Source organism: Pseudoxanthomonas mexicana, assembly GCF_014397415.1.
In the GTDB taxonomy this organism is placed as follows: Bacteria; Pseudomonadota; Gammaproteobacteria; order Xanthomonadales; family Xanthomonadaceae; genus Pseudoxanthomonas_A; species Pseudoxanthomonas_A mexicana.
Map to the genome: position 1 here is coordinate 196,782 of NZ_CP060731.1, position 25,170 is coordinate 221,951.

The following is a 25,170-nucleotide window of genomic DNA, read 5'->3' on the forward strand; positions in this document are numbered from 1 at the left end:
CCCGTAAGCTAGGAACATTTTCTGGCCAGCATCTTTTCTGCCGCGGTCACGCTGCTCCGGCCAATGAACACCGTATAGCTGTGGCCTTGGGCGCGCGCCTTGACGTGCTTCAACTTGGAAAAGTCATTCCGCTTATATGAATTAAGTGTGCTCACACCAAGGCGACGGCATATCGAGGCCACAGACTCATAAGCACTGCCGAACTGCCGCACCGAGACCTCAAGAATCCTCACTCGACCGGCATAACTCGTTTGCTTCAAATAGCCAAGCCTTCGAAGCGACGTCACAACTGCCGCGGTGCAACCCAGTATCTGTCCCGATTCGAACAGAGTGATGAGCGAAGGCTTGTCATACAATTGCGGGAGTACTGTCTTCAGCGCTTCTGCCTGGACCTGCGCCACACCCATGCCGGAACCCGGAACTTTTCCTATCACTAGGGAGGGGTTATCAAGAAGATAGGCAAATGTGTCGGCTTTTTGCTCTGGCGAAGCAGCGGCCTCAAAGAAGAGCCTGTCCAAAGAGATAGCATCGCTATTGCGGCAATGCTTCTTTCCTTTTAATAGCTCGCCTAGCCGCTGAGCTAGCTCTCGCGTGTCTTCTCCGGACAGGCTTCCCGGAAAGGCGGAACGGTGTGCCGCCACATAGACGCCTTTGCTTACCATCACACGAAGCGTCTCAATGGAAACGCCAACGACTTTCGCAGCGTCACGAATTCCGATCGCAGGTTCCCGGGTAAGTCGCTGACGCCTTGCCCAGTCCAGGTCGACGATGAACGGTCGACTGCCCGTGGGCGAGACTCGACGCACGGGAATTTCTCCAGCGCCGATTAGCTTTTGCATGGTCAACATATGCAGTCCGAGGATCTCGGCGGCCTCACTAACAGTTCCCCACTTGATGGCATCCAAGGCAGGCGCGTTCACATCCCTCCCCGCCCGTGACAATGCGCGCTGTGTCCAGTAGTTCGCGCCAAACTTGAATACCTCGTTGGCCACGAAACGGTAGGCCTCCCCGCCGTCCGGATCGTTCTTGATCAGCCGGTCGAACACCCAGCTAAAGCATCGGTGGAAAGGAGGCTGGGACTCGGCCGTCGACAGTGTCTGACCATACATTTCTTGCAGGAGGGACTGGAAGCCGGTCGGCCAGCTTGCTAGCGCCATCGCAACGCGCTCCGCCTCGACTTCGTAGCGAAGTCTCGATTTTGGCTTGTGCTTCTTATCCTCCCCTGCGAAGTGCAATGTGCTGCTCATTACCCACGTCAGTTTGCACAACTGTCTCAGGTCTAGATTTTTCAGCACAGTCAGCGCCGTCGGACATTGAAGATCTACGTAGCCGCGATACACCTGACAACGCATCACACCCATCAGATCGCACAAAGCGGCCGACGCCGATTGAGCGTGCCAGGTCGTGATGTCTGAGCCACATGGGCACCTTTTCAGCTTGCTCCTAGACCATCGCAGCGGGCTCGAACAGTCTGGGCACCGCGACATCAGCTGGGTGCGATGAATCGGGCATGCCCTGGCCTGACTGAGGTCCCAGAAGGCTTCGCAGTGGCCATGCTCAGCCAGGCACTGCGGACATACTTTGGGAGCGCGCAATGCCATCTCGTAGGCGGGTAGTTCTTGCCCGAATATCCGGATGTACGCCCGATTGCCCTTCTGCGGCTTCAGGGACAGACGCTCTGCATCGACAGGTGAGATATCGGCCAGATCCATCAAAGCGCTTGCGTCGAGCTTCAATGTCATCTGAGGCGACGACTCGTCTCTCAAGAGTTCCTGCAAGAACGCCACGTTCGGATAGCCGTTGCGCTCGGACGTTCTGAGCAAGTATCCCGTCAGGGACTCGGTGGGATATGGCTTGGGCCTGACTACCAGCTTCACAGGACACCCCGCAATTCGCCCGACGCTTTACGTGACGATTTGTCGGACCCTCGGGAACCCTTAGAACGTAAGCTTCCCTTGGGTGCGCCTCTCTTTGTCGGCTCTTGGGGCAGGTCGGCCCTATGCACCTCAACGGCACTGCTCTGGTCGGCGACCGGTTCCGCGGCCGCATTTGCAAACACCGCCTCCCTCACCCCCCGCCCTTCCAGATCCTCCAGCGCGGCCAAGAATGGGCCGCCTGGAATCGGAAAGGACGAGGCACCCCAGATGGCGCGCTTGTAGGCGCTAGCCAGATCTTCCAGTCTGATCTCCAGCCGTTTTTGCCGAATTGCCATACGAACAGCGCGGTCGAGCAGCTTGGCTACCAGCCCGATCCTTCCGGCCGTAGCCAGAAAGACCCTCAAACTCATCTCCCGGCTAGCCAGGTTTGGCAGCTCAAAGGGATGAAGCTGTTTCTGGAACTGCATCAGCACCGCCCGGAACTGGGCGACCGAAGCTTTGTCGGTCCAGTCGAAGGTAGGCATACACAGTGGCTCGTCACAACGCTGTTTCAGCTGCTTGTGTTGTGCCACGACAGACGCCGACTCCGGCAGACCCACGGCGATCAGGCCGAACTTCGAACTCTCCAGCAGCACTTTCAGCCAGTCCGCGAGCAAAGCTGCCTTGCCACGGCCACACAGATGTTGAAACTCGTCCAGGATGACCAGCTTGCACTCCACTTCATGGAGCAAAGTATGCAAGCGCATGGTCATGCTCGAGATGGTGCCTTTGCTCCACAGCGGATCGCCCAACCCCTTGAGCAGCGATTCCAGCAACCCTTTTACCGATGCTTTGGCTGGTGCGACCGCATACACCACGGTGCGAATTGTCCGCTCATCGGCCTGGCGAGGGTGATACGTTTCAAGCACTTCGCGAACCACACTGGACTTGCCCGTGCGACTTTCACCGATGATCAGGAGGAAAATCGGTGTCGCCGTGTAGCCTATGGCGTCGTAAGCCTCAATGATTTCATCTCGGACGGCCACATAGTCCTCGTGATCCACCCGGATGCGCGAAACGATGTCCAAGTACTGACGAAGATCCTTGGGAGGGCGACGGGTCACGATGCAGCCCCCGCAGAGCGCTTACGACTTTCCAGCACCGGAATCTCGTCCGCATCCTCAAGCTCAGGCATGACCGGTGCGGCCGTCGTCGATCGGGACGGCTTTGGCGCCGGGAGAACTTTGGGCGCCGGCGGCGGATTGCTAGCTGCAGGCTCAACCGTAGGGGGCATGGCAGCCGGCTCACTTTGCATGAAACGTTGCTGAGCGTTGCGAGTGGACTTGCGCTTCCCACCCATGTCTTGCTGGATCAAGGCACGAATCCGCAGCTTGGCATCGAGCAGGGAGATCTCAGCGGCTTGATCGTCTTGGAGACGATTCTTGTAGCGTTTGCAGACACTGTGCTGCCAACGCGTCAGGCCCTTCGCATACTCCACATCCAGCGCCGGGACGTGGATCAGAGTCTTGCCGTCCGGACCGATGACCACAATGGAGCCGAGGTCATCATCACTGGTTCGGACTTCAACGGTCATGCCATCCCCATGTTCGGCGCGAAGCGCACCCAGCTCGGGGCTGTTGTAAAGCAGCGTGTCGAACTCGATACCTTTGTGCGTCAAGCGACGCGTGTGACTGACGCTGAAGGCGGCCTCGGTCGCGATGGAAGATGGGGGAAGGTAGCGATCAACGCGCTCAATCCCTTCATCCCACGCCTGTTGGGGCGTCATCTTCAGCACCGAGTGAGGTGTCTGATGGTAGATGTCAACGATCCAGATGTTGATCACGCGCTTCAATGTTTCTAGCGTCATAACCGCGTGCTTTGCAGGATCGTAGTCCCCTTTGAGTACAAGACTGGAGAATGTTTTTCCCTTCATGTCTATCAGAAGGGAGGTGTTCAATGTGCCGAAGAACCGCTCGATCTTGCCCTTGTACCAGGGCTTGCGCCGCGGACAGAACTGAACCGTGATACCAAAGCGTCCGGCACCGTTCTCCAAGGCGTGGCTGTGGAACTCCATGCCGTTGTCCACCACCAGCGTTTCCATGACGCCCCACGCGTCCCACGATGCTTTGACATCTACGATCCCGTCCTTGGGTGCCAAAGCATGGCGCAGTGCGCGAGCCATACTTACGCTGCTGGGCTCTTCAAACGATAGATAGAAGCCCAGGACGTACCGAGTATGCTCATCAAGGATGAGCGTCAGCCACGGCCTTCCCAAGGGCAAACAGGTGCGCTCATCGATGACAAACACGTCCATGCGGGTGTGATCCATGGCGGCCCGCTCCAGCGGACGCAGGGTCACGACACCCCGTCCCGACGTGCGGAACTTCAGATCTGCCACTCGCTTTCCATAACGAGCACGACAAACATCGTAGGCTGAAAGCCCGCTAATCTTCCTCTTGATGTAGCCAATGGAAGGAACGGTTAACAGCTCACTATGGATAAAGCCAGCGTTAGCTGTGGCGATCAGACCTTTGAGTTCTTTCCTTATTTCTTGGACTGGAGGACGTTCTGGTGTGAGATAGCGAGTCTGAATCAAGTCATCGACCATTTCCTCTACCGCGGGCCTGACGCGATTGTCTCTGTTTCCCTTCTCCTGCTCCCTATCCACCAAGGCACGTATGTCGTCGCCAGCGTCTTGGTAGACCCGAATCCATTGGGCAACGGTCGTGAAATGGGGCGGCCTCTTCTGAAGCGTGATCCCTGACTTCTTGTTCCTCTTCCAGACTTCCTCGATAGCCGGCACCATCAGCCGTTCGGTTCTTGGTAGCTGCTTCAGCGCCTGAACATACGTCAGCTTTACCTTCGCGACTAACTGGGCCTCCTTCGAGTACGACTGCCGGAAGGCATCGGCGCGCGCCATTTGAATGGCGCCGGTGAGCTGCGAAGTGGCTGCGTCCACCAGCTTGCCACCAAGGGTGAGATGACCAGACTTCCATGCCATCAGCAGGTCGGCCAGCTTGACCTCCTGCATACGTCCGGTGCCGAGCTCCTCGACGATCAAGGCTCCCTTGCCCAGATCTCGACAGATTCGCCAGAGCTGATCCTTGAGCTGGTAGCGTTGGGATACACAGAAGCTACCCATCACCATGTCAGGGCCTCCCGCGTTGACCCCTGGTTAGCCCACACACGCGTACGTGCGGTGAGCGGAACACTCGCATCCAGCGAAGCACGCCCCTGCACAAGCAGGTATGCGATAGAGCAGGCCGCTACACTTCCGGGGACGTCCCAGTCGAATGTGGACAATTCGGCGCAGCCCAAGCGGACAAGCCTGTCCAGTACGGTGGTCAACTGCACCTTGCATGTTGCATGGCGGGCACGGCGCAGCACGCGTATGGCGCGCTGCAGATTGTCACCACCGCGTATCTGATCCTCGGTAAGCAACTGGTACTGGACGCCTGTTGCACGCAGCGCCCCCTGCAGAAGCGCGGTCCTTTTTTGGACATTCTCATCTACATCCGACTGAAACTTGACCTCAAACAACAAAAGGCGGCCTTGGTGTGTGAGCACAGCAAGGTCCGGCACGTGGTGACGGGCTTGGCCATCCAAGTGATAGTGAATGCGTAACGCCTGTTCGCTGAAGGTCGCGACGGCGCCTTGAGCATCCAGTATCTGGATGGCATCGACTTCCAATGCCGACTCGCACTGCACGACCCGGCCCAACTTGACGGAAGTGATTTTTGATACCGGGCGTTGCGCGCCGCGGTGCACTAGATCACGTATTCTGTGCGCGCCGGCGGGCGGCAGCTCGATCCGAAGTCCATGGCTCGCGCCGTCGTACATAAGTCGCATCAACGCCTGCCTCAGGGCTGTTGGCGAATGCGGTGATGTCGCAATGCTGCTGCGCGTAGGCTGCAGCATCTGTAATGCTGGTGAATTCACGATATTTCGTCTCCCGTGACCCGGGTATGCCGCAGGTCACGTACTTGATCGGGTGGACGATCAGGGCCTGTGGACGGACAGGCAGCCGCCAGCGCTTTCACCGTTGACACGGCAAATCTGCTTGGTAAGCTGGGAGACGCTGAGGTGGCAATTTCAGCGTTTCTCGCAACGGCTCGGGTTACGACCCCGGGCCGTTGCTGTTTCCAGCCCTTATGTTGTCGACGCTGCCGGCTGCTAACGGGTCATCAGACACCTCCGAGTGGATCGGCCAGAAGTACGCGTGCTGACCACCGCTACGTCTCTGAGGGGTTGATAGCGCTGCCCCCCGGCGCGACCTGCTGGGCCATACGGCGCTGGCTGATAAGCCAATCACACGCTTCTTGAGTCAATGCAAAGAGGCCTTGGCGGCCCGGTAAGGCGAAGAGGGACACCTCTACCTCGCCTAACGACCTGGCTCGCTGGAAAGCTGCCGCGGTGCGGAAGCCCAGGAACTGACGCAGAAGCTCGCCCCCCAGCACCGGTCCGTAGCGATCAATCTGATCCGCGATCCAGTTGGATTCGTCGAATCCCGGGGCCCTTCTGGAGACAGACATGCCGATTTCCCGCGAGTTCACGTGCTCTCGTGCCAGCTTGTCTCTTAACATTCGCCCTGCCAAGCATTAGAAACGACCCGGTTTCCAAAGTGTCCAGACCCTCTCGCAGTCCTCTGATCCGTCTCCAGCGCAAGATCTGGGCTCGCCGCTTACGCATCCATCACACCCGGGGTCCAGAGTCCGCCAATGTAGGCTGGGCAGCGTTGGAGCGAGCCCTCCTGGACCAGAACGCCATAGCCAAGGCCTGCAGATCAGTCATGGAGCGGCCGCAGACCTTGGTCTCGGTGGCGGAGAAAGGGACAGATCCGCGAGGGGTACGCAGGATCCCCTCGGAGACGCTTACCGCGGCCGACATGCAGGCCCTAACCTCGTTATCTGGCGGTGACAGCTGGTCCAAAGAGCGACTTCCCTCAGGACCCCTCGCGGCAGATGAAAGCAGGACGGCTCTGGAGTATTTCGAGTTCCCTGTTGACCTGGTGGAATGCGCAGAGCAGCTACATCCAGGCTCAGGAGAGTGGATGAAGGGCCATCTGATCTGGACCCTGACCCACCCTATGCTGCCGCCCCTGGATGAGCTGCGAGAGGAGCTAGCGCGCCTAAAGTGGTCTCTCAAACTGCGAACGCCCTCGCCGCTCCAGCGCGAGGCTATGACGGGTGAGCCTGCCTTCCTTCCCCTGGACCAAGCCGCCACCCGGTATTCCGAGTCACTGACGGTCTTGTCGACGCAAGTCGACGCAAGATCGTTAAGCGTACTGGCAGGCCTGATTGCCGAGAGTCACATCATCGGTGACGAGACGCTGCTCAACATCCATAAAGAGCACTTTCAAAGTGCGGTTGATCTATTGCTCGACCACGAGTGGATGGCCAGCCTGCGCGCTCCCTTCAAACGACTTGTCGCCAGTCGCTTCATTTTCTGCAGCTGGGAGTCACCGGCACTCCAACACCGCTCCTCGATCCATGCCCCGTTTGTCGCTATTGATGACTGGGAGCGACAAACCGGTGTCACTGGATGGCGCGGGCATGATTGGTGAGACTTAAGCACGCCCCGCCAAGAATAAGACTCATGCCAACCTATCTGACGCCCACCGAAGCCAACTTCCTGGTCGATGCCATTCAGGCCGGCCTTCCCGCAATGTACGCCACGATCTACCCGTCAGATGTACAGGAGGCCTTCGCCGCAGAGGCTAGCGCCATGTTGGAAGTGGTCGAGCCGGAGCAACAGACCGCAGTGTCCGAGCGCCTGGAGTCGCTCGTGCTGGTGACCGGGGGCTTCGAGTGACCGCTGGCCCCGTTTCGATCATTCTGTTCCAGCGGCTTTTGATTCACTAGAATCCAAGAATGGACGAAGACGGGGTAGCGGACCCGCGGGCGGCGAGGCCAGTGCAATTGCGGGAAGCCAGCGGGGATAGCGGAAACGATCTGACTCAGATCAATCCGGGGGCTGCTAAGAAGGGGAGCAGGAGCTTGAAGCAAGGAAAGAAGAAGAAGGCCATTTCTTTGATCAGCGGCGTCATAGCGCAATCGCGCTTTGGCCGTCATGAGCGTTTGTCAAAGAGTGATCGCATCTCGACAAGGAAGAGGGCTGAGCCTGACAGCGTTCTCCGTGCCTTCGCCTTCAGGGTGGGCTTGGACAAAGCACTGCTTGAGGCGCGAGGAAGATTGACAACGTCTCAGGTCGAGGCGTTCTTTAAAGATGTTGAGCGCTTACTGGCGATCGATGCAGCCCGGTTCGACAACGTCCCGATAGGTTTCGCGCATCTGAGTCATATGCACGATGCGCCCGAGAAGTCACTCAAGTTCGAACTAAACTGGCTCGCTGAAAGAATGGCGAGCTCATCGGCACGCCTGAACGCGTTTCTCGCATCGCGGTCAGTCATTGAGCAAGATCTCCTCAATGGCCAGTTCGATCGAGCATCAGAACGGCTTGGTGACCTAGAAACCAGGGAAGGCGTCTCATTGTGGTCGACGTCGCTGCGCATCGCAGTTGCGCAGGAGTTGCAGGGAGATGAGGGGCAGAAACAGATCGCGGCAGATATCCGCAAACATTATCCCAAGGGCATTCTTCAATTTCTTGCCAGAAACTGGTCTCAACGCGCAGAGCGATCCGTACCCATCGGCTGGTTCTTGGACAACGCCACCCGTCGTCTTGGTGCGCTAGCTGAGGGCGATGTACGCACCTATCTTTCGTACAAGCTGCTCTCTGAGTGGCCAAAGGCGGACAAGTCCGTTGCTTCGATTCTAAGGACAGAACAGAGCCATCACGTCTTCGACATGTACGAGACCTTGGTCTCTGCGCTGCAGCACTTCGCTATCAGCGCTACATCCAAAGCACAGAGGCTCCTGGCTGCAGGAGCACTCAAGCGGATGCAGACGATCAATGATTTCAGGCTCTGTAAGCTAGCTCAGAGCTTCGGGGTCCCCGACTGGCCGCACTCGGCACCTGTTGCGCCAACGGGCATAAGCGACCTATTGATCACGGGTGCCGCGGCGTCGGCCTATCGTGCAGTCAGGAGCGCGAGGAATGATGAGGCCAGATCCGGTTTCACTGTACTTACGCGCAGCCTTATCCTCTCCAGTGCGCGCCAGCCACGCTTGCCGGCACACAAGAGCACAGATCTTGAATCAAGAATTGCGCTAGCCCTAGTCGCTCAGGCGGATCCTCTGCGCTTTGCAGCAGATGTTGATATCGATGCCGCACGTAAGCTAGGGCACCTGTACGCATGCATACCTGCAGGCACAGCAACGCGTGCCCTACATGCTGCCCTTAATGCCAGCTCGGCGACAGATCACTTCTCTCTTCTGAAACTAGCGATACTCAATTTCGGCCACGTGAGCTTCATGGACGTGGCTATCAATGCAGATCAGAAAGACGACGTGCAGAAATACCTGGCCACAATACCTGCAGGCAAGACGCGCGCCTTGGCCAATCTGTTCGGGAAGCACGCTCAGTCCAATGAACAGGATGAGATAGAACCTGGCGCGAAGGCATATGCGCTGGCCTGTGCCGCTCACCTGGCAGGAAACTATGATGCTGTCGAAGCGTTCATTGGTCCTGCTCTGCAGTCTCAATCAGTACTGCTCTCCAATGCCTCCACGACGCTCGCCCTATCCGCTTACGGTGCCAATGGAAATCTGGCACCTGCAGCCGCCTTGATCAGCACGGAGCTGGCGGTGAAGGGAAGAAGGCCCGACTCGTTGCCGATCCGATCAGCATTGGCAGATCTGAAGTGGGATGACGTGAAGCCATTCGCTGCCGACATCGCCATCTCCAATGCGTTCGCAGCTCTATCGGACATCGAGCCTACCGACAAGACCAGGACGATCCGAACCTTTGCGCTTCAGAAAGTGCTTAGGACGCTGGGGATCGACAAACCATCGAAAGTCAGGAGTATTGCTCGGAAAGAGAGGACTGCCGAGTATGCGTACTTTCTGTACCGAGCATGCTCGACAGACGTCCTTGACATGATCGGGCCACTGAAAGGCTCGAGAGCCGTTCTGGAAGAGAGACGAGAGATCTATTCTGCGCTGGTCGAGCTCAACCCCGCTCTGGCTGAAGAGTACCGCTATCAGGTCTTGACCATCTCAAAAGAGATCAGAATCGGCCAGGGCCGGCAGACCATTGACGCAAGCCGGGTTCACGTCGACATCGGCGCCTTGAAGTCGATTCTCCGGCGTGACCTGATAGACACCTATAGTCGTTACGCTCAATTGGTACGTGATGAGGGGCCAGCGGAAAGCTTCGACGATGTCATCAGAAACATGTCAAAGCCCGAAGTTCTAGTGAAGCAACTACTGGCAGCAAGCGATAGGGAATCAGACGTGCTTCTCATCCTGATGATGAGGCAGGCTCGGGACAGTTATCTTTTCAACATCCCCCATGGCCTCGATAGCTATCTAAGCAAGCGCGTGCGGCACGGCTCGATCGTCGGCCATCTGCGCGCTCCAGTAGAAGCCGAAGGGATGATCACTCAGCAACACATAGATGGAACCTACAAAGACAACGTCAAGTGGGGGCACGTGATAGCGACAGCGCGAGATCCGGAAGAGCTGATCAGAGCCTTCAACAGCTTCGCGAAATCGCTAGATCAGTACCTACTGCGCTTAAAGGATGTGCTCCTTCACGTCAGGAGTGAAGAGCGCCCAATCGGGATGTTCGACATCAAGTTTGCGCCACTCCAGTACAGGCTGGTTCGGGCCGTTGCATCGCGAGATCCGACTATAGAGATGTTCTTAGAGACTGTGCTGGCCACGTTGCGTGGCTTGCTCAATGTGTCGCTTCAGGCAGCGCATACGCAGATCAGGACAGACGCATCGCGTGACATTGGCGAGTTATTCAATCAGCTACGCGTAGCGGTATATAACTCGCTGCCACCAGGCAATGATCGCGCCGATCTCATCGGTGCTCTCAACAACGCCTCAGCCAATGCGCAGGCCGCTGTGAAGTCCGCAGCCAATTGGTTTGTTCCAACTGAAACCGAGGACGTGAAGTTTGCACTGGACGTGGTCTATGAGATTGCACTGACGTCTGTGCGCTCGTTCACGCCAGGATTCGAGCCTGAGCTTACATTCAAGGACGACACTGGGCTTCAGTTCACGGTGCAGCAAATGCCTGTCGTTCAAGACGTTCTATACGACGTTCTGAGCAATGTGGCGAAGCATTCCTCGATGCTTTCTCCCCGCGTATCAATCACAGCCTCATACGATGCCAATCAGGAGCTGCTCAGCTTCTTCGTCACAAATCAGATTGCGGAAGATCGTGACATAGCTTTACTGCGTGCAAAGTTGAGCGACACCAGATCCAAGCTAAGAGATCCAGCGTATCTAGCCAGAGCGCGAACCGAAGGCAAGTCGGGAATCGCAAAACTGGCTAGCACGGTGTTTCAGTCAGAGCACGGAAAACTCCATTTTGATGTCAATGATAAGTGCGAGTTCGTACTCGAGCTCGCTCTCTCTGTTCACCGAGATCAATGAGCATGCGCATTCTTGTCGCGGAAGATGAAGATCCAAAGCTGAATAGCATCACTGACTGGTTGGCAGTTGCAGTGCCAGAAGCAGAAGTCTTGGTGTCGAGGTCCGTGCGATCCACGATCGATATAGCGCTCGAGCACCAGCCAGTCATCGTCCTGCTAGACATGTCCTTGCCCACATTCGACATCGCACTCGGTGAGTCCGGCGGTCGGCCTCAGGGCTTCGGAGGCGCCGAGGTCCTGAGACACTTCGACGGAAACGAACTCAAGACCAAAGTGATCGTGATCACGCAGTACGAAGGCTTCGATAACAACGGCAAGAAGTTCGACTTAGAAGAGCTGTCCAATGTGTTGAGGAACGAGCACCCAGATACGTTCATTGACTGCCTTCGCTATAACGTCGTCAACGATGAATGGAAGGCCCGGCTAGAGAGTCATCTTCGGAAAATAATGGAGTGAACATGCGCGTTCTGATCGTAGACGACAACGGGCGACGAGTCGCAACCATCGTCAAGAATCTGGTAGAGCGCTCAGCGCTGGCCTATGACGATCTTGTGTGTATAAGAAGCGCCTCAGAAGCAAGACAGTGCCTTGCCAAAGAGAAGTTCGATCTGATGCTCCTGGATCTTAGGATTCCGGGGCGAATCGATGAAGACGCCGATGTAGCCCATTCACTGCAGCTCCTCGCAGAGATTGATGCGGGCGAAGATCTGCTGATGCCCGGCAAGATTGTGGGCATGACCGCTTATGACGATGCAGCTGAAGCGGCGAAGCAGACGTTTCGCGAATCTACCTGGACCCTGCTTCCTACAAGCGACTTCACCGATAGTTGGGCAGACACCATCGTCAAGTGCGCCAACTATCTGAAGAGAGAGCGCCATCAACGGGATCAGGAAGAAGAGAGCGTCGATGTCCTCATCGTTGCAGCGCTGGCATCAGAGATCGATGCTATCAAGTCTCTGGACTGGTCTTGGGGAGCATGGGAGCCTGCCGATGACACGGTATTCATTAGCCGGGGCAAGTTTGAGGCCAATGGCAAGACGTTCACCGTGGCGGCGGCGCATGCCTCAAGAATGGGCATGGTCGCTGCTGCAGTCCTGACATCGAAGCTGGTGTCGATCCTCTCGCCGAAGATCTGTGTAATGCCCGGCATCTGTGCGGGGCTGCCTGAACGAGCAGAGATTGGCGATGTGATCTTCGCCGAATGCTCTTGGGACTACCAGAGTGGTAAGCATGCGGTCGATGACGATGGAGGAACGGTCTTTCACCAGGACCCTCATCAGATATCAGTCGACGCTAAGGTAATCGCGAGAATTGATCAGCTCGCCAAGGACGCCGCTAGTCTGCGGGGGATCTGGGATAAATGGCCAAACAAGCCGAAGAACCCTTATGAAGTGAAACGAGGGCCAATGGCCTGCGGATCTGCGGTGCTTGCCAACAGCGATTACGTCGGCTGGATTCAGAAGCAGAACCGCAAGATTCGGGCGATCGAGATGGAATCCTATGGATTTCTTCATGCTATCAGTGAGGCCAACGAGCCTAGGCCGACAGCGATCGTGGCAAAGAGCGTCTGCGATTTCGCCGACAACCTGAAAGGTGACGATCATCAGGCCTATGCTTGCTATACGAGTGCAAGGACGGTGGGGCTGTTCTTGGAGCGGTACGCTGACGATCTTCGTTGAGCACGATGGTCGACATACTTTGGGGCGATTGCTAACAAATGGCGCGTGCAAAAAAGGGCTCCCGCGAGGGAGCCCTTTGTAGTCTTAATCACTAGCCGACAGGCCACTAGCAGCCTATGCCTTTCCAACTAGCAGCTTATGCCTATCCGTGCAGACCACTAGCGGCTTATGTGTACCAAACTAGGCGCTTATGTGTACCAAACTAGCGGCTTATGGGTACCCACACACTTGTATGCGGTTACCGAGACTTCTGCCATGCATCACCCGCACTTCGAATAACCACAGTTCAAACACGTCGCGCACCCGTCCATGATGACGAGGGCCTTGGTGCTGCACTTGTGGCAGAGGGTCGCAGAGGGCGGGAAGCTGGCGCCATCGCCGGTGACGGCGATGTCCTCGGCGGCGCCCAGGGCGGGCGCGGCCGGTGCAGCGGGCGCGGCGGCCGGGGCCGCGCTTACGTCAGCGTTTTTTTTTGCGCGGTCTTCGTACTGCTTGCGCTTCTCGGCCAGGATGGCACGCTGGTGCGCGCTCATTTCCGGGTCGTGGATCAGGCCGATCGACTTCATGTGCTCTTCCACGATGGCGCCCAGCTCCGCCACCAGCGACGGCATGTACACGCCACCGGCCTTGAAGTAACCACCGCGCGGATCGAACACCGCCTTCATCTCGTCCACCAGGAACGTCACGTCGCCGCCCTTGCGGAACACCGCCGACATGATGCGCGTCAGCGCCACGATCCACTGGAAGTGCTCCATGGACTTGCTGTTGACGAAGATCTCGAACGGACGGCGCAGCTCGTGCTCGGTGCCGGCGTTCAACACGATGTCGTTGATGGTCACGTACATGGCGTGCTCCACCAGCGGCGACTTGATCTTGTAGGTGCTGCCGATCAGGACTTCCGGGCGCTCGATGCGCTCGTGCATCTGGATGATGTTGTCCTGCGGGGTTTCCTTTTCCACCGTCTCGCGCGCCACCGACGCCGTGGGGACCGGCGCTGCGGCTTCGCGCGCCTTGTCTTCCGGGGTGAGCACGCTGTAGCCCTTGATTTTCTTGTCGATCTTGACGGCCATGACGGGAGAATCCTGTTCGTGTTCTGAAAGTTGTCGTCGATGGGCGGGGCCTGGCCTTCCGGGCCGGCGACCGCCCAAACCCTCCCCCGGACCCGGGGGAGGAGGGGTGAAGCATCAGGTCTTACTTACGGGCCGCTTTTTTCGCGGCTTTCTTCGGGGCCTTGCGGACGGCCTTCTTGGCCGCTTTCTTCGGGGCGGCTTTCTTCGCCGCCTTCTTCACGGGCGCCTTGCGGGCGACCTTCTTCACTGCCTTCTTGGCGGCCTTCCTGGCCGGCGCCTTCTTGGCCGCGGCCTTGCGGACGGTCTTCTTCACCGCCTTCTTGGCCGTGGCCTTCTTGCTGGCCGCCTTCTTGGTGGCCTTCTTGGCGGCCGCCTTCTTGGTCGCCTTCTTCGCGGCCTTCTTGCCGGTCACCTTCTTCTGCAGGCTGGCGGCTTCGGCCTTGGCGCTGGCACTGGCCGCGGCCAGCGTCTTCTTCGCCTTGGCGACGGTCTTCTTGACCGCCTTGGTGGCCTTGTCGGTGCGCTTGGCCACGGCCTTCTTCGCCTTGGCGATGTCGGCAGTGACCGTCTTGCGCGCCTTCTTGGCCGCCTTCTTGGCCTTGGCGACCGTCTCGCTGGCGGTGGAGGCCACCGCTTCGCCGATGCCGGCCACTGTTTCCTTCACGCTCTCGGCGGCGCCGGAAAGCGTCGCCGTGACACCATTACCGTTGCTCATGCTGCCCTCCTTGTGGGCGAGGTTGTGACGCTGCCGATGCTATACCCGATGGCGCGGGGTGGAACGGTGAAACCGGTGAATCTTTGGTTCAACTTTCTGGAGCCGCTCTCCCCGCGGGCGGGGATGGTGGCCTCTCCTTCTCCCCGCACGCGGGGAGAGGTTCTTGCCTCACCTTCTCCCCGCGAGCGGGGAGAAGGTGCCGAAGGCGGATGAGGGGCCGCTTTTCGCATGGAGCAAAAGCAGCTCGCTGCGCTCGCTCCCCTCTCCCGCCCCTTCGGGGCACCCTCTCCCACCAGGGGAGAGGGGTAAGGCCGGTGCCTCAGAACTTGCCGTAATAGCCTTCCTTCAACGCATCGAACAGGTTGGCGGCGGTGTGCATCTCGCCGTCGTACTCGATCTGCTCGTTGCCCTTGACCTCGATGACGTTGCCGTCTTCCAGCTCGAAGCGGTAGGTGGTGTTCTCCAGGTCGGCTTCCTTGACCAGCACGCCCTGGAAGGCAGCCGGGTTGAAACGGAACGTGGTGCAGCCCTTCAGGCCCTGCTGGTGGGCGTAGCGGTAGATGTCCTTGAACTGCTCGTACGGGTAGTCCGTGGGCACGTTGGCGGTCTTGGAGATGGAGCTGTCCACCCACTTCTGCGCGGCGGCCTGCACGTCCACGTGCTCCTTGGGGGAGATGTCGTCGGCGGCGATGAAGTAGTCGGGCAGCTTGGCTTCCGGGTCGTCCGAGAACGGCATGGCCTTGGGATTGACCAGTTCGCGGTAGGCCAGCAGCTCGTAGGAGTAGACGTCCACCTTTTCCTTGGACTTCTTGCCTTCGCGGATCACGTTGCGGCTGTAGTGGTGCGCGAACGAGGGCTCGATGCCGTTGCTGGCGTTGTTGGCCAGCGACAGGCTGATGGTGCCGGTGGGCGCGATGGAGCTGTGGTGGGTGAAGCGGCTGCCGACTTCGGCCAGCTCGTCCACCAGGTCCGGCGCGACTTCGGCCACGCGCTGCATGTAGCGGCTGTACTTGGCGTGCAGCACCTTGCCGGGGATCTCCTGGCCGGCCTTCCAGCCGTCCTTCGCCATTTCCGGGCGCTGGCGCAGCATGGCGGCGGTGACGGTGAACAGTTCGTCCATGATCGGCGCCGGCCCCTTCTCCTTCGCCAGGGCCAGGCCCATTTCCCAGCCGGCCACGGCCATCTCGCGGGCGATGGCTTCGGTGAACTCGCAGGATTCGGCGCTGCCGTACTTGTGCTTGAGCATGGTCAGCGTGCTGCCCAGGCCCAGGAAGCCCATGCCGTGGCGACGCTTGCGCAGGATCTCCGCCTGCTGCTGCGGCAGCGGCAGGCCGTTCACTTCGACCACGTTGTCGAGCATGCGGGTGAACACGCGCACGACTTCCTTGTATTCCTCCCAGTCGAAACGGGCCTGGTCGGTGAAGGGATCACGCACGAAGGTGGTCAGGTTGACCGAGCCCAGCAGGCAGGCGCCGTAGGGCGGCAGCGGCTGCTCACCGCACGGGTTGGTGGCGCGGATGGTCTCGCACCACCAGTTGTTGTTCATCTCGTTGACGCGATCGATCAGGATGAAGCCCGGCTCGGCGTAGTCGTACGTCGAGACCATGATCATGTCCCACAGATGACGGGCACGGATGTGGCCGTAGATCTTGCAGGCCACCAGGCCGTCGTCGCGGACGATGTAGTTCTTGTGGGTGGGCCACTCGCGCCAGACCACCTGGGCGGCGTCCTCGATGTCGATGTCGCCCTTCTCCTTGATGTTCACCGGGAACACCAGCGGCCAGTCGGCGTCCTGGTCCACGGCCTGCATGAAGCCGTCGGTGATCAGCAGCGACAGGTTGAACTGGCGCAGGCGGCCGTCTTCGCGCTTGGCGCGGATGAAGTCCTTCACGTCCGGGTGCGAGATCTCGAACGTACCCATCTGCGCGCCACGGCGGCCGCCGGCGCTGGAGACGGTGAAGCACATCTTGTCGTAGATATCCATGAAGGACATCGGGCCGGAGGTGTAGGCACCGGCGCCGGCGACGAAGGCGCCCTTCGGACGCAGGGTGCTGAACTCGTAGCCGATGCCGCAGCCGGCCTTCAGGGTGAGGCCGGCTTCGTGGACCTTCTCCAGGATGCCGTCCATCGAGTCCTCGATGGTGCCGGACACGGTGCAGTTGATGGTGCTGGTGGCCGGCTTGTGCTGCTGGGCGCCGGCGTTGGAGGTGATGCGGCCGGCCGGGATGGCGCCGCGGCGCAGCGCCCACACGAAGCGCTCGTACCAGTAGGCGCGCTTTTCGGGGGTGGCTTCGGCGTCGGCCAGGGCGCGGGCCACGCGCTGGTAGGTGCCATCGATGTCGGCGTCCAGGGCCTCGCCCTGCTTGGTCTTCAGCCGGTACTTCTTGTCCCAGATGTCCTGGGACGCCGGTTGCATGGGGATCAGGGTGGGCTGTTCCGTCTTGACCGCCTCGAGGCGCACCGTACTCATGGTTGTGTTGTTCTCCTGAAAACGACTGGAACTTCTCTAATGACTGTGGCGGGCGGGCCTGGGCCTGCCCCGGTATCTCATCGCGGACCCGGACGACGGGGACGCCGGCGCGGGCCGCCGCACAGGATGCGCTGCCCGGATGGCCGGATTGTGGTGGTGGGCCCTGCCGTTGCCGTGCTGCCCACTGCGTCCCTCGACCTCATGCGCCAATCCCCAAAGGCGCCCGATTTCCCAAGCGCAAAGCCCGACGTGAAACACCAGTGCTTGGGTCCGCTTCGTGCTGGACCGCAACATCTTGTGTCCGCACGAAGCCGTCAAACTACGCCCGGGGGTGCCCCCTGTCAACCGGATTGACATGACAATTGCATCGCCCTAAACCCGCCGTCCGTCGGCGCGCGGTGGACCCGGCCAGGGCGGCGCGGTGGGTGAACTTCATTGCCGGTTTAGGGGTCCGTGCGCAGACTCATTCAGGTTCCGCGGGACGCCCCTGGCGCCCGCTCCCTCCGACGCAACGAGCTGCCGACCGACCATGAAGAAAGCGCTGCGCCCGTTCCCCACCCTGATCGCCCTGTCCGCCGCCGCCGCGTTCGGCGGGTTCGCCGCCACCGGCCTGAACGACCTGCTGCAGAAGCCCGCCAACGCCGCGCCTGCGGCCGCGGCCGCCGTACCGGCCGCTGCCGCCCTGCCCACCGCGGTGGACGGGCAGGCGCTGCCTTCGCTGGCGCCCATGCTCAAGCGCGTCACCCCCGCGGTGGTCAGCGTGTACAGCCGGCAGACGGTGCGCGTGGCCAGTCCGCTGGGACCGTTCGGCGACGACCCGATCTTCCGCCGCCTGCTGGGCATTCCCGACATGCCGCGCGAGCGGGTGGAACGCGCGCTGGGCTCGGGCGTGATCGTGGATGCCGCGCGCGGCTACGTGCTGACCAACCACCACGTGGTGGAGAACGCCGACGGCGTGTCGGTCACGCTGAGCGACGGCCGCCAGGTGGAAGCCGAGTTCATCGGCTCGGACCCGGACACCGACGTGGCCCTGATCCGCATCCCCTCCCAGAACCTGACCGCCGTGCCGATGGCCAACAGCGACCAGCTGCAGGTCGGCGATTTCGTGGTGGCGATGGGCAACCCCTACGGCCTGGGCCAGACGGTCACCTCGGGCATCGTGTCGGCGGTGGGCCGCAGCGGCATCCCGGTGGCGGGCTACCAGAACTTCATCCAGACCGACGCCTCGATCAACCCGGGCAACTCCGGTGGCGCGCTGGTCGACCTGCAGGGCCGGCTGGTCGGCATCAACACCGCCAGCTTCAACCCGCGCGGCAGCATGGCCGGCAACATCGGCCTGGGCTTCGCCATTCCCATCAACATGGCTCGCGGCATCATGGAACAGCTGATCGCCAACGACGGCGTGGTGCGCCGGGGCACGTTCGGGGTGGAATCGCAGGACGTGGACGAGCGCGTGGCGCGCGGCCTGGGGCTGGACCTGCCCCGGGGCGCACTGGTGACACGCGTGTATCCCGGCTCGGCTGCGGCCGAGGCCGGACTGCAGCCCGGCGACGTGGTGCTGGCGGCCAACGGCCAGCGCATCGACAACCGCGCGGCGCTGCACAACTTCGAAGGCCTGCAGCCGGTCGGCACGCGCGTGGCGCTGGACGTGCGCCGCGACGGCAAGCCGCTGCAGCTCAACGTGGCGCTGAAGGAGGGCGCGCGCAGCGCCGACGGCGCCAGCCTGGATCCGCGTCTGGCCGGCGCCACCCTGAAGGAGATGGACGAGTCGGCGCGGCAGGCCGTGCGCGGCATGATCCGCGGCGCGCAGGGCGGCGTGCAGGTCGGCAACGTGGCGCGCGACAGCCGCGCCTGGAACAGCGGCCTGCGCCCGGGCGACATCATCGTGGCCAGCAGCAGCGGCGAGTTCGGCGACCTGCCGGGTTTCCGCGCCAGCTTCGAGCGCAAGCCGGCGCAGCTGGTCCTCAATATCCTGCGCGGACGCGGCACCGGCCGGCTGCTGATGCAGTGAGGGGTGCGGGGAACGGGGAACGGGGACTTAAGGTGTTCTGCATCCGAAGTTCGTGAACCTGCGGATCGCTTGATGCGTACATTCCCTGTTCCCTGTTCCCCATTCCCCGCTCCACCTAACAGCCCGTTCACTCCCGTGCATTAGAGTGGTCCCATCCCCCGCCTGCAGGAGACACCCATGAGCATGCCCACCAACACCGATGCCCTGAAGTCCAACCTCGGCGAAGCCGGTTCGCACCTGGCCTCGGCGGCCGCGGCCGCTGGCGAAGCGATCAAGGGCGCGGCCAGCGCCGCCGGCGACGAACTGCGCCTGGGCAAGGCGAACGTGAAATCCGAGCTGGCCGACAGCGCGCTGTCGGGCATCGCCGCGGCCGAAGCCGGCGGCGGCGCCGCGCGCGAGCAGGTCGACGCGCTGATGGACAAGGGCCGCGACCTGATCGACAGCGCGGCGGACCTGATCCGCGAGCGGCCGCTGGCCTCGTTCGGCGTGGCCTTCGCCGCCGGCTGGATCATCGCCAAGCTGGCACGCAGCGGCGGCGACAAGTAAGCCCGCCGCGTGAGCGACGCGCCCCGCGATACCGACACCCCCGCGCCGCCCGACCTGGCCGACACCCTGAGGGAAGTCGGTGCGGCGGGCCGCGCGGCGTTCGGTTCGGCCAAGGGGGCCGGCCGCGCGTTCCGCGGGCTGGTATCCGCCGATTTCGCCCTGGCGCGCAGCGCCTTCGGCCGCGCACTGGCCTGGGCATGCGTGGCGATCGTGTTCGGCGCCTCGGCGTGGCTGCTGGTGACGGGCGCGCTGATCGCACTGATGCAGCGCTTCGGTTTTTCGTGGTTCCAGTCGCTGTCGGTGGCCGCCCTGCTGAGCCTGGCGGTCACCGCGTTCGCGGCCTGGAAGGTGGGGCGCTACTTCGACTACACCGGCATGCATGCCACGCGGCGCCAGCTGTCCAAGCTGGGCCTGTTCGACGAGGACGCCGCCATCGACGACGACCCGCCCCCTGCCGGCACCGCGCACGATCCGCGCGCCGCCGACCACGGAGGCGCGTGATGCGTTTCGAGAAGCTGCTGCAGCACGTACAGCGCGCCGAGCAGCGGGTCGAGCTGCGTGCCACCCACGCGCAGCTGCAGTGGGCCACGCTGAAGCAGGCCTGGCGCGAGGGCTGGACGCCGGGCCGCATCGTCATCGCCGGGCTGGTCAGCGGCTTCCTGGCCGGCCGCGCCGAACCGCTGCGCGCCATGAACGGCGCGCGCTGGATGCAGATGTTCACCGCGGTCTCCAGCTTCCTGGCCACGGCGCAGGCCGCGGCCGCCGCCGAGACCGCCGAGCAGGCGGCCGATACCGCACAGGAAGCGCAGGAACAGGCCGACGTGCAGGCCGACGAGGAGCCGCTGGTGGACGAGGCCTTCGACGAGGACGAGATCGTGGTCACCGCACCGCGCCCGGCCGAAGCGGCGACCGAGCTGTCCGAGCGCTGAGGCGCCCAGGGCTGCTGTAGGAGCGACGTCAGTCGCGACCGCACGCCATCCATCGGGGGAAAGCCGGCCGTTCCTTTTCCGGTACGCGCTGCGGCGCGTTCACCCTCTTGCATGCGGCGCCGCTATCGGCGCGCGCCCGCGACTCACGTCGCTCCCACAGGGGCCGTTGCACAATCGCGCATCCTTCAGGCGACCCTCTGCCCATGAGCACACCTGCCCCACCCGACGCACCTGCGGTCCCCGCCCCGCCGCCACGCCCGCGCGCCTCCGCCCCGGTGCTGGTCTTGGCCACGCTCGCCGTCGGCTACACGCTGTGGGCCGCGCAGGACCTGCTGCTGCCGGTGCTGCTGGCGATGTTCTTCGCCCTGGTCGGCAACCCGATCATCCGCGTGCTGCGCCGGCTGTACGTGCCCCGCTTCCTGGGCGCACTGATCGTGCTGCTCGGCGGCATGGCCGTGACCGGGCTGCTGGCGCAGAAGATGCTGCCGTCGGCGATGGAATGGGCGCAGCAGGCGCCGCGCGAGATGCGCCAGCTGGCGCCCAAGCTGCGCGAGCTGACCAAGCCGGTGCAGGACGCGAACAAGGCCGCCGAGAACTTCGCCCGCGCCGCCGCCGGTACCCAGACGGGCCGGCAGCCGCAGGTGGTGCAGGCAACGCCGGACGACCCCTACGGCAAGCTGCTGGCCACGCCGCGCGTGCTGGCCTCGCTGCTGGCGGTGGTGCTGCTGACGTTCTTCTTCATGGTGTACGGCGAGAACCTGCAACGCAACGCCATCGCGCTGCTGCCCGGACGGCAGCAGAAGAAGTTCACCGTGGAGATCCTGCACTCCATCGAACGCGAGGTGTCGCGCTACGTGCTGACCATCAGCATCATCAACACGGTGGTGGGCCTGGTGTTCGCCTGCGTGCTGTACCTGCTGGGACTGCCGCTGGCCGAGGCGCTGTTGTGGGGCACGATGGCGGCGCTGCTGAATTTCGCGCCGTACGTGGGGCCGCTGATCGGGATCGTGGCGATGCTGCTGGTGGGGTTCATCAGCTTCGAGGAGCCGTTCCAGTCGATGCTGCCGGCGGTGGCGTACCTGGTGCTGCACACGATCGAGGGGCAGATCGTCACCCCGATCATCCTGGGCCGGCGGATGGCGCTGTCGCCGCTGGTGCTGATCCTGGCGCTGATGCTGTTCGGGTGGTTGTGGGGAATCATCGGATTGTTGCTGGCGGTGCCGCTGCTGGTGTGCGTGAAGCTGGTGCTGGCGCGGGTGGAAGGGATGGAAGGCTGGGCGCGGTTGTTGGAGTGAGCGCGGCGCCTTCGATGTATTGAGCCCCTCTCCCACCGGCGACCGAAGGAAGTCACTGTGGGAGAGAGGGGTTGGGGTGAGGGGCAACGAAGACCGCATCTTCGATCTGCTCTGCTGGCACAACATCCACGATCACGCTTTGGTTTCATGGCGCCTTGCGGGATGGATCTTCTTGCTCACGCATGGTGCCGCTCGCCGCGGGGGCCCTACTTTTCTTTGCTTGTGCAAAGAAAAGTAGGCAAAAGAAACACCCCCCGGCGGTCCGCCCGCCGCTGCGCGGCGGGTGCGCAGTCCCGGTGGGAATTTTCGGACGGGGCATCCTGCCCCGGCCGAAAACGGCGCACATCCTTGTGCGCCGCCCTGCGGGTTTTACCCGCCGGGACTGCCGGACCTAAGGGGCCCCGGGAGCAAAAGCAAACGCGTCCGCGATCTGCTGTTGCTGTTGCTCCTGCTTTTCGGGGCCCCCATGAGGCACGGCGAGTGGGCCGGGTAAAACCCGAAGGGCGCCGTCATGGATGACGGCGTTTTCGTATGGCACAGGGATGTGCCATACGAAAATTCCCGGCCCGCCCGCGGACCCGGAGCGAAGCGCAGGGCGTGCCGCCTGGGGCGTGTTTCTTTGGTTCCTTTCTTTGCACGAGCAAAGAAAGGGACGCCCCCGCGGCGAGCGGCGCCATGCGTGGGCCAAGCGGTCTATTCCGCAAGGCCATAAAGCGGACGGGGCGACAACATGGGAAGCTTAGAGACAGGGGCTTCGTTGCCCCTCTCCCCAACCCCTCTCCCGCAGGGAGAGGGGCCTCCTCCTGGGGCCGATGAAAGGGCCCCTGCCTGCCGGGTGTAAAATCGCCCCGATGAGCTTCCCCGTCCGCGCCATCACCCTCGACCTCGACGACACCCTCTGGCCGTTCGCCCCCATCGGCGCACGCATCGAGCGCGTCCTCGACGACTGGCTGCGCCAGCACAGCCCCGCCACCGCCGCCATGTTCCCCGTCGAGCGCATGCGCGCCGTGCGCGAGCAGGTGTTCGCCGCGCATCCGCAGCACAAGCACGACCTCAGCACCCTGCGCCGGATGACGCTGGAACACGCCCTGCGCGAGAGCGGCGCCGACATGGCCCTGCTCGAGCCCGCGTACGACACCTTCTACGCCGCACGCAACCAGGTCGAGTACTACCCGGACGCGCTGGCGGCGCTGGAGCGCATCGCCGCACGCGTGCCGGTGGCCGCGGTGACCAACGGCAACGCCGACCTGCAGCGGATCGGGCTGGGCCACCTGTTCGTGCACCAGATCCATTCGCGCGAACACGGCGCCGCCAAGCCGGAAGCCAGCATCTTCCTGGCCGCCTGCGAACGGCTGGGCGTGCCGCCGGCCGAGGTGCTGCACGTGGGCGACCACATCGAGATGGACGTGCTGGGCGCCGCACGCGCCGGCCTGCGCAGCTGCTGGATCAACCGGCCGGAAGACCACAACGGCCAACCCCGCGCCTGGACGCACGAAACCCTGCGCCCGGACCTGGAATTCCATACCCTCACCGCGCTGGCCGACTGGCTGGACGCCCACCCCGACTTCGCCACGGAACACGCCGCCGCATGAGCGCCGCCCTCGCCTACACCGATGCCTCCACCACCGCGCGTGCGCTGCACGTGCTGGACCGCACGCAACTGGCCGCCTGGCGCACGACCCAGTCCGCCACGGTCAATGCCTGGATCGACGCGCAGGGGTTCGCGGCCGGCGCGGGTTCGCTGCTGCTGCTGCCGGGCGAGGACGGGCTGGCAGGCGCGGTCATCGGCATCGGCGATCCGCTGGATCCCTACAGCTACGCACACGCACCGTTCGGTCTGCCGGCCGGCGACTGGCAGCTGGCCAGCGACCTGTCCGCCGACGCACGCACCGCGCTGCAGCTGGGCTGGGGCCTGGGCAGCTACAGGTTCGACCGCTACAAGCAGCCGGCGCGCAAGCCCGCGCGCCTGGTGCTGCCGCAGGCCGACGCCGAAGCGCTCGACCTGCTGGCGGCCAGCCTGCAGGTGCGCGACCTGGTCAACACGCCCACCGAGCACATGGGGCCGGACGAGCTGGAGGTCGCGGTACGCGAACTCGCCGCCACGCACGGCGCGCAGGTGGAGGTGGTCGCCGGCGACGCGTTGCTGGCGCAGAACTTCCCCGCCATCCACGCGGTAGGCCGCGCCTCCCACCGCGCACCACGCCTGATCGCGCTGCGCTGGGGCGATGCGGCGCAGCCGCACGTGGCGCTGGTCGGCAAGGGGGTGTGCTTCGACACCGGCGGCCTGGACATCAAGCCGGCCGACGGCATGCGCAACATGAAGAAGGACATGGGCGGCGCGGCGCATGCGATCGCGCTGGCCCGCCTGGTGATGGCACGTCAACTGCCCGTGCGGCTGACCCTGCTGGTGCCGGCGGTGGAGAACAGCATCGGTCCCAACGCCTTCCGCCCGGGCGAAGTGATCGCCACCCGCAAGGGCGTCAGCGTGGAGATCGACAACACCGACGCCGAAGGCCGCGTGATCCTGTGCGATGCGTTGGCCTACGCGGGCGAGCAGTCGCCCGACCTCCTGCTGGACTTCGCCACGCTGACGGGCGCAGCGCGCATCGCGCTGGGTCCGGACCTGCCGGCGCTGTTCGCCAACGACGATGCGGTGGCCAACGACTGGATCGCCGCCGGCGAACGCACGCGCGACCCGGTGTGGCGCATGCCGCTGTGGCGCCCGTACCTACGCTACCTGACCAGCGGCATCGCCGACCTGGCCAATGCCGGCTCGCGCATGGCCGGCGCGGTCACCGCCGCGCTGTACCTGGAGCGCTTCGTGCCGGACGGCATGAAGTGGGCGCACCTGGACGTGTATGCGTGGAACGACAGCGACCGTGCCGGCCGCCCCGCCGGTGGCGAGGCCCTGGCCCTGCGCAGCGCCTACGCGATGCTGAAGGCGCGCTACGGCGCGTGACGTTGCCCCCTGTAGGAGCGACGTAAGTCGCGACCGTGTCCCCGAAGCCACGTGAACCGGTCAAAGACGCGACGAGCGTCGCATGCCCATGCCTGAGTAAAACGCGAGCCATCGAAGCGCGGGACGCGTGCGGTCGCG

The 25,170-nt window shown here is 62.5% G+C and carries 19 protein-coding genes; 12 read left to right on the forward strand and 7 right to left on the reverse strand.

Annotation, left to right across the window (positions count from 1 at the left end; all coding sequences use genetic code 11):
* Positions 1-8: 8 nt before the first annotated feature.
* Genes IAE60_RS01025 through IAE60_RS01040 form a run of 4 tightly spaced genes read right to left on the reverse strand, consistent with a single transcriptional unit; the run spans position 9 to position 5,696 of the window.
* Entirely contained in the window at positions 9-1,877 is a 1,869-nt protein-coding gene (locus IAE60_RS01025) for a TniQ family protein (protein ID WP_187573530.1), read from the reverse strand.
* Positions 1,874-2,944: a TniB family NTP-binding protein gene (locus IAE60_RS01030; RefSeq protein WP_187573531.1), complete on the reverse strand. Its 1,071-nt coding sequence runs from the start codon at positions 2,942-2,944 to the stop codon at positions 1,874-1,876. The genes IAE60_RS01025 and IAE60_RS01030 overlap by 4 nt, the downstream gene beginning before the upstream one ends.
* Positions 2,945-2,976: 32 nt before the next feature.
* A complete protein-coding gene (locus IAE60_RS01035; RefSeq protein ID WP_187573532.1) occupies positions 2,977-5,004 on the reverse strand; it encodes a Mu transposase C-terminal domain-containing protein in 2,028 nt (675 codons plus the stop codon).
* Positions 4,998-5,696, reverse strand: a complete 699-nt coding sequence (locus IAE60_RS01040) for a hypothetical protein (protein WP_187573533.1) — start codon at positions 5,694-5,696, stop codon at positions 4,998-5,000. The genes IAE60_RS01035 and IAE60_RS01040 overlap by 7 nt, the downstream gene beginning before the upstream one ends.
* Before the next feature lie 1,210 nt (positions 5,697-6,906).
* On the opposite strand from IAE60_RS01040, the gene IAE60_RS01045 reads away from it, so the two are divergent.
* The 5 genes from IAE60_RS01045 to IAE60_RS01065 are packed head-to-tail and all read left to right on the forward strand — an operon-like array spanning position 6,907 to position 13,037.
* Complete coding sequence (locus IAE60_RS01045) at positions 6,907-7,419, forward strand: hypothetical protein (RefSeq protein ID WP_187573534.1); 513 nt, start codon at positions 6,907-6,909, stop codon at positions 7,417-7,419.
* Between the two features lie 32 nt (positions 7,420-7,451).
* Entirely contained in the window at positions 7,452-7,667 is a 216-nt protein-coding gene (locus IAE60_RS01050) for a hypothetical protein (RefSeq protein ID WP_187573535.1), read from the forward strand.
* 59 nt (positions 7,668-7,726) lie between these two features.
* Positions 7,727-11,359 carry a hypothetical protein gene (locus IAE60_RS01055; RefSeq protein WP_187573536.1) on the forward strand — a complete coding sequence of 1,211 codons (3,633 nt, stop codon included), beginning with the start codon at positions 7,727-7,729 and terminating at the stop codon, positions 11,357-11,359.
* On the forward strand, positions 11,356-11,814 hold the full coding sequence (locus tag IAE60_RS01060) for a DNA-binding transcriptional response regulator (protein ID WP_187573537.1): 459 nt from the start codon (positions 11,356-11,358) through the stop codon (positions 11,812-11,814). The genes IAE60_RS01055 and IAE60_RS01060 overlap by 4 nt, the downstream gene beginning before the upstream one ends.
* Before the next feature lie 2 nt (positions 11,815-11,816).
* Positions 11,817-13,037, forward strand: coding sequence for a phosphorylase family protein (locus tag IAE60_RS01065; protein WP_187573538.1), 1,221 nt, complete (start codon positions 11,817-11,819; stop codon positions 13,035-13,037).
* A 260-nt stretch (positions 13,038-13,297) separates the two neighbouring features.
* Here IAE60_RS01065 and IAE60_RS01070 read toward each other — a convergent pair whose 3' ends face one another.
* From IAE60_RS01070 to IAE60_RS01080, 3 genes are all read right to left on the reverse strand, one after another.
* On the reverse strand, positions 13,298-14,107 hold the full coding sequence (locus tag IAE60_RS01070) for a TSCPD domain-containing protein (RefSeq protein ID WP_162110669.1): 810 nt from the start codon (positions 14,105-14,107) through the stop codon (positions 13,298-13,300).
* A 121-nt stretch (positions 14,108-14,228) separates the two neighbouring features.
* Positions 14,229-14,822 (reverse strand): hypothetical protein, encoded by a 594-nt coding sequence (locus tag IAE60_RS01075; RefSeq protein ID WP_187573539.1) that lies wholly within the window; start codon positions 14,820-14,822, stop codon positions 14,229-14,231.
* A 319-nt stretch (positions 14,823-15,141) separates the two neighbouring features.
* Positions 15,142-17,292, reverse strand: a complete 2,151-nt coding sequence (locus tag IAE60_RS01080) for an adenosylcobalamin-dependent ribonucleoside-diphosphate reductase (protein WP_187573540.1) — start codon at positions 17,290-17,292, stop codon at positions 15,142-15,144.
* A gap of 541 nt (positions 17,293-17,833) precedes the next feature.
* On the opposite strand from IAE60_RS01080, the gene IAE60_RS01085 reads away from it, so the two are divergent.
* From IAE60_RS01085 to IAE60_RS01115, 7 genes are all read left to right on the forward strand, one after another.
* Positions 17,834-19,303: a Do family serine endopeptidase gene (locus IAE60_RS01085; protein WP_187574619.1), complete on the forward strand. Its 1,470-nt coding sequence runs from the start codon at positions 17,834-17,836 to the stop codon at positions 19,301-19,303.
* 183 nt (positions 19,304-19,486) lie between these two features.
* Positions 19,487-19,849, forward strand: coding sequence for a hypothetical protein (locus IAE60_RS01090; protein ID WP_056878612.1), 363 nt, complete (start codon positions 19,487-19,489; stop codon positions 19,847-19,849).
* Between the two features lie 9 nt (positions 19,850-19,858).
* Positions 19,859-20,350 carry a phage holin family protein gene (locus IAE60_RS01095; RefSeq protein ID WP_187573541.1) on the forward strand — a complete coding sequence of 164 codons (492 nt, stop codon included), beginning with the start codon at positions 19,859-19,861 and terminating at the stop codon, positions 20,348-20,350.
* Positions 20,350-20,778, forward strand: a complete 429-nt coding sequence (locus IAE60_RS01100) for a protein sip-5 (RefSeq protein WP_162110674.1) — start codon at positions 20,350-20,352, stop codon at positions 20,776-20,778. Before IAE60_RS01095 ends, IAE60_RS01100 begins: the two co-directional genes overlap by 1 nt.
* A gap of 203 nt (positions 20,779-20,981) precedes the next feature.
* Entirely contained in the window at positions 20,982-22,073 is a 1,092-nt protein-coding gene (locus IAE60_RS01105) for an AI-2E family transporter (RefSeq protein ID WP_187573542.1), read from the forward strand.
* Between the two features lie 851 nt (positions 22,074-22,924).
* A complete protein-coding gene (locus IAE60_RS01110) occupies positions 22,925-23,665 on the forward strand; it encodes an HAD family hydrolase (protein WP_185894293.1) in 741 nt (246 codons plus the stop codon).
* Positions 23,662-25,032 carry a leucyl aminopeptidase family protein gene (locus IAE60_RS01115; RefSeq protein ID WP_187573543.1) on the forward strand — a complete coding sequence of 457 codons (1,371 nt, stop codon included), beginning with the start codon at positions 23,662-23,664 and terminating at the stop codon, positions 25,030-25,032. Before IAE60_RS01110 ends, IAE60_RS01115 begins: the two co-directional genes overlap by 4 nt.
* Positions 25,033-25,170 lie beyond the last annotated feature (138 nt).

Excerpts from the sequence above, each read along its gene's own strand:
- IAE60_RS01105 (WP_187573542.1), top strand. The coding sequence starts at position 20,982 with ATGAGCACACCTGCCCCACCCGACGCACCTGCGGTCCCCGCCCCGCCG.
- IAE60_RS01080 (WP_187573540.1), bottom strand. The coding sequence starts at position 17,292 with ATGAGTACGGTGCGCCTCGAGGCGGTCAAGACGGAACAGCCCACCCTG.
- IAE60_RS01045 (WP_187573534.1), top strand. The coding sequence starts at position 6,907 with ATGAAGGGCCATCTGATCTGGACCCTGACCCACCCTATGCTGCCGCCC.
- IAE60_RS01065 (WP_187573538.1), top strand. The coding sequence starts at position 11,817 with ATGCGCGTTCTGATCGTAGACGACAACGGGCGACGAGTCGCAACCATC.
- IAE60_RS01055 (WP_187573536.1), top strand. The coding sequence starts at position 7,727 with ATGGACGAAGACGGGGTAGCGGACCCGCGGGCGGCGAGGCCAGTGCAA.
- IAE60_RS01100 (WP_162110674.1), top strand. The coding sequence starts at position 20,350 with ATGCGTTTCGAGAAGCTGCTGCAGCACGTACAGCGCGCCGAGCAGCGG.
- IAE60_RS01115 (WP_187573543.1), top strand. The coding sequence starts at position 23,662 with ATGAGCGCCGCCCTCGCCTACACCGATGCCTCCACCACCGCGCGTGCG.
- IAE60_RS01090 (WP_056878612.1), top strand. The coding sequence starts at position 19,487 with ATGCCCACCAACACCGATGCCCTGAAGTCCAACCTCGGCGAAGCCGGT.
- IAE60_RS01040 (WP_187573533.1), bottom strand. The coding sequence starts at position 5,696 with ATGTACGACGGCGCGAGCCATGGACTTCGGATCGAGCTGCCGCCCGCC.
- IAE60_RS01050 (WP_187573535.1), top strand. The coding sequence starts at position 7,452 with ATGCCAACCTATCTGACGCCCACCGAAGCCAACTTCCTGGTCGATGCC.
- IAE60_RS01110 (WP_185894293.1), top strand. The coding sequence starts at position 22,925 with ATGAGCTTCCCCGTCCGCGCCATCACCCTCGACCTCGACGACACCCTC.
- IAE60_RS01035 (WP_187573532.1), bottom strand. The coding sequence starts at position 5,004 with ATGGTGATGGGTAGCTTCTGTGTATCCCAACGCTACCAGCTCAAGGAT.
- IAE60_RS01070 (WP_162110669.1), bottom strand. The coding sequence starts at position 14,107 with ATGGCCGTCAAGATCGACAAGAAAATCAAGGGCTACAGCGTGCTCACC.
- IAE60_RS01075 (WP_187573539.1), bottom strand. The coding sequence starts at position 14,822 with ATGAGCAACGGTAATGGTGTCACGGCGACGCTTTCCGGCGCCGCCGAG.
- IAE60_RS01060 (WP_187573537.1), top strand. The coding sequence starts at position 11,356 with ATGAGCATGCGCATTCTTGTCGCGGAAGATGAAGATCCAAAGCTGAAT.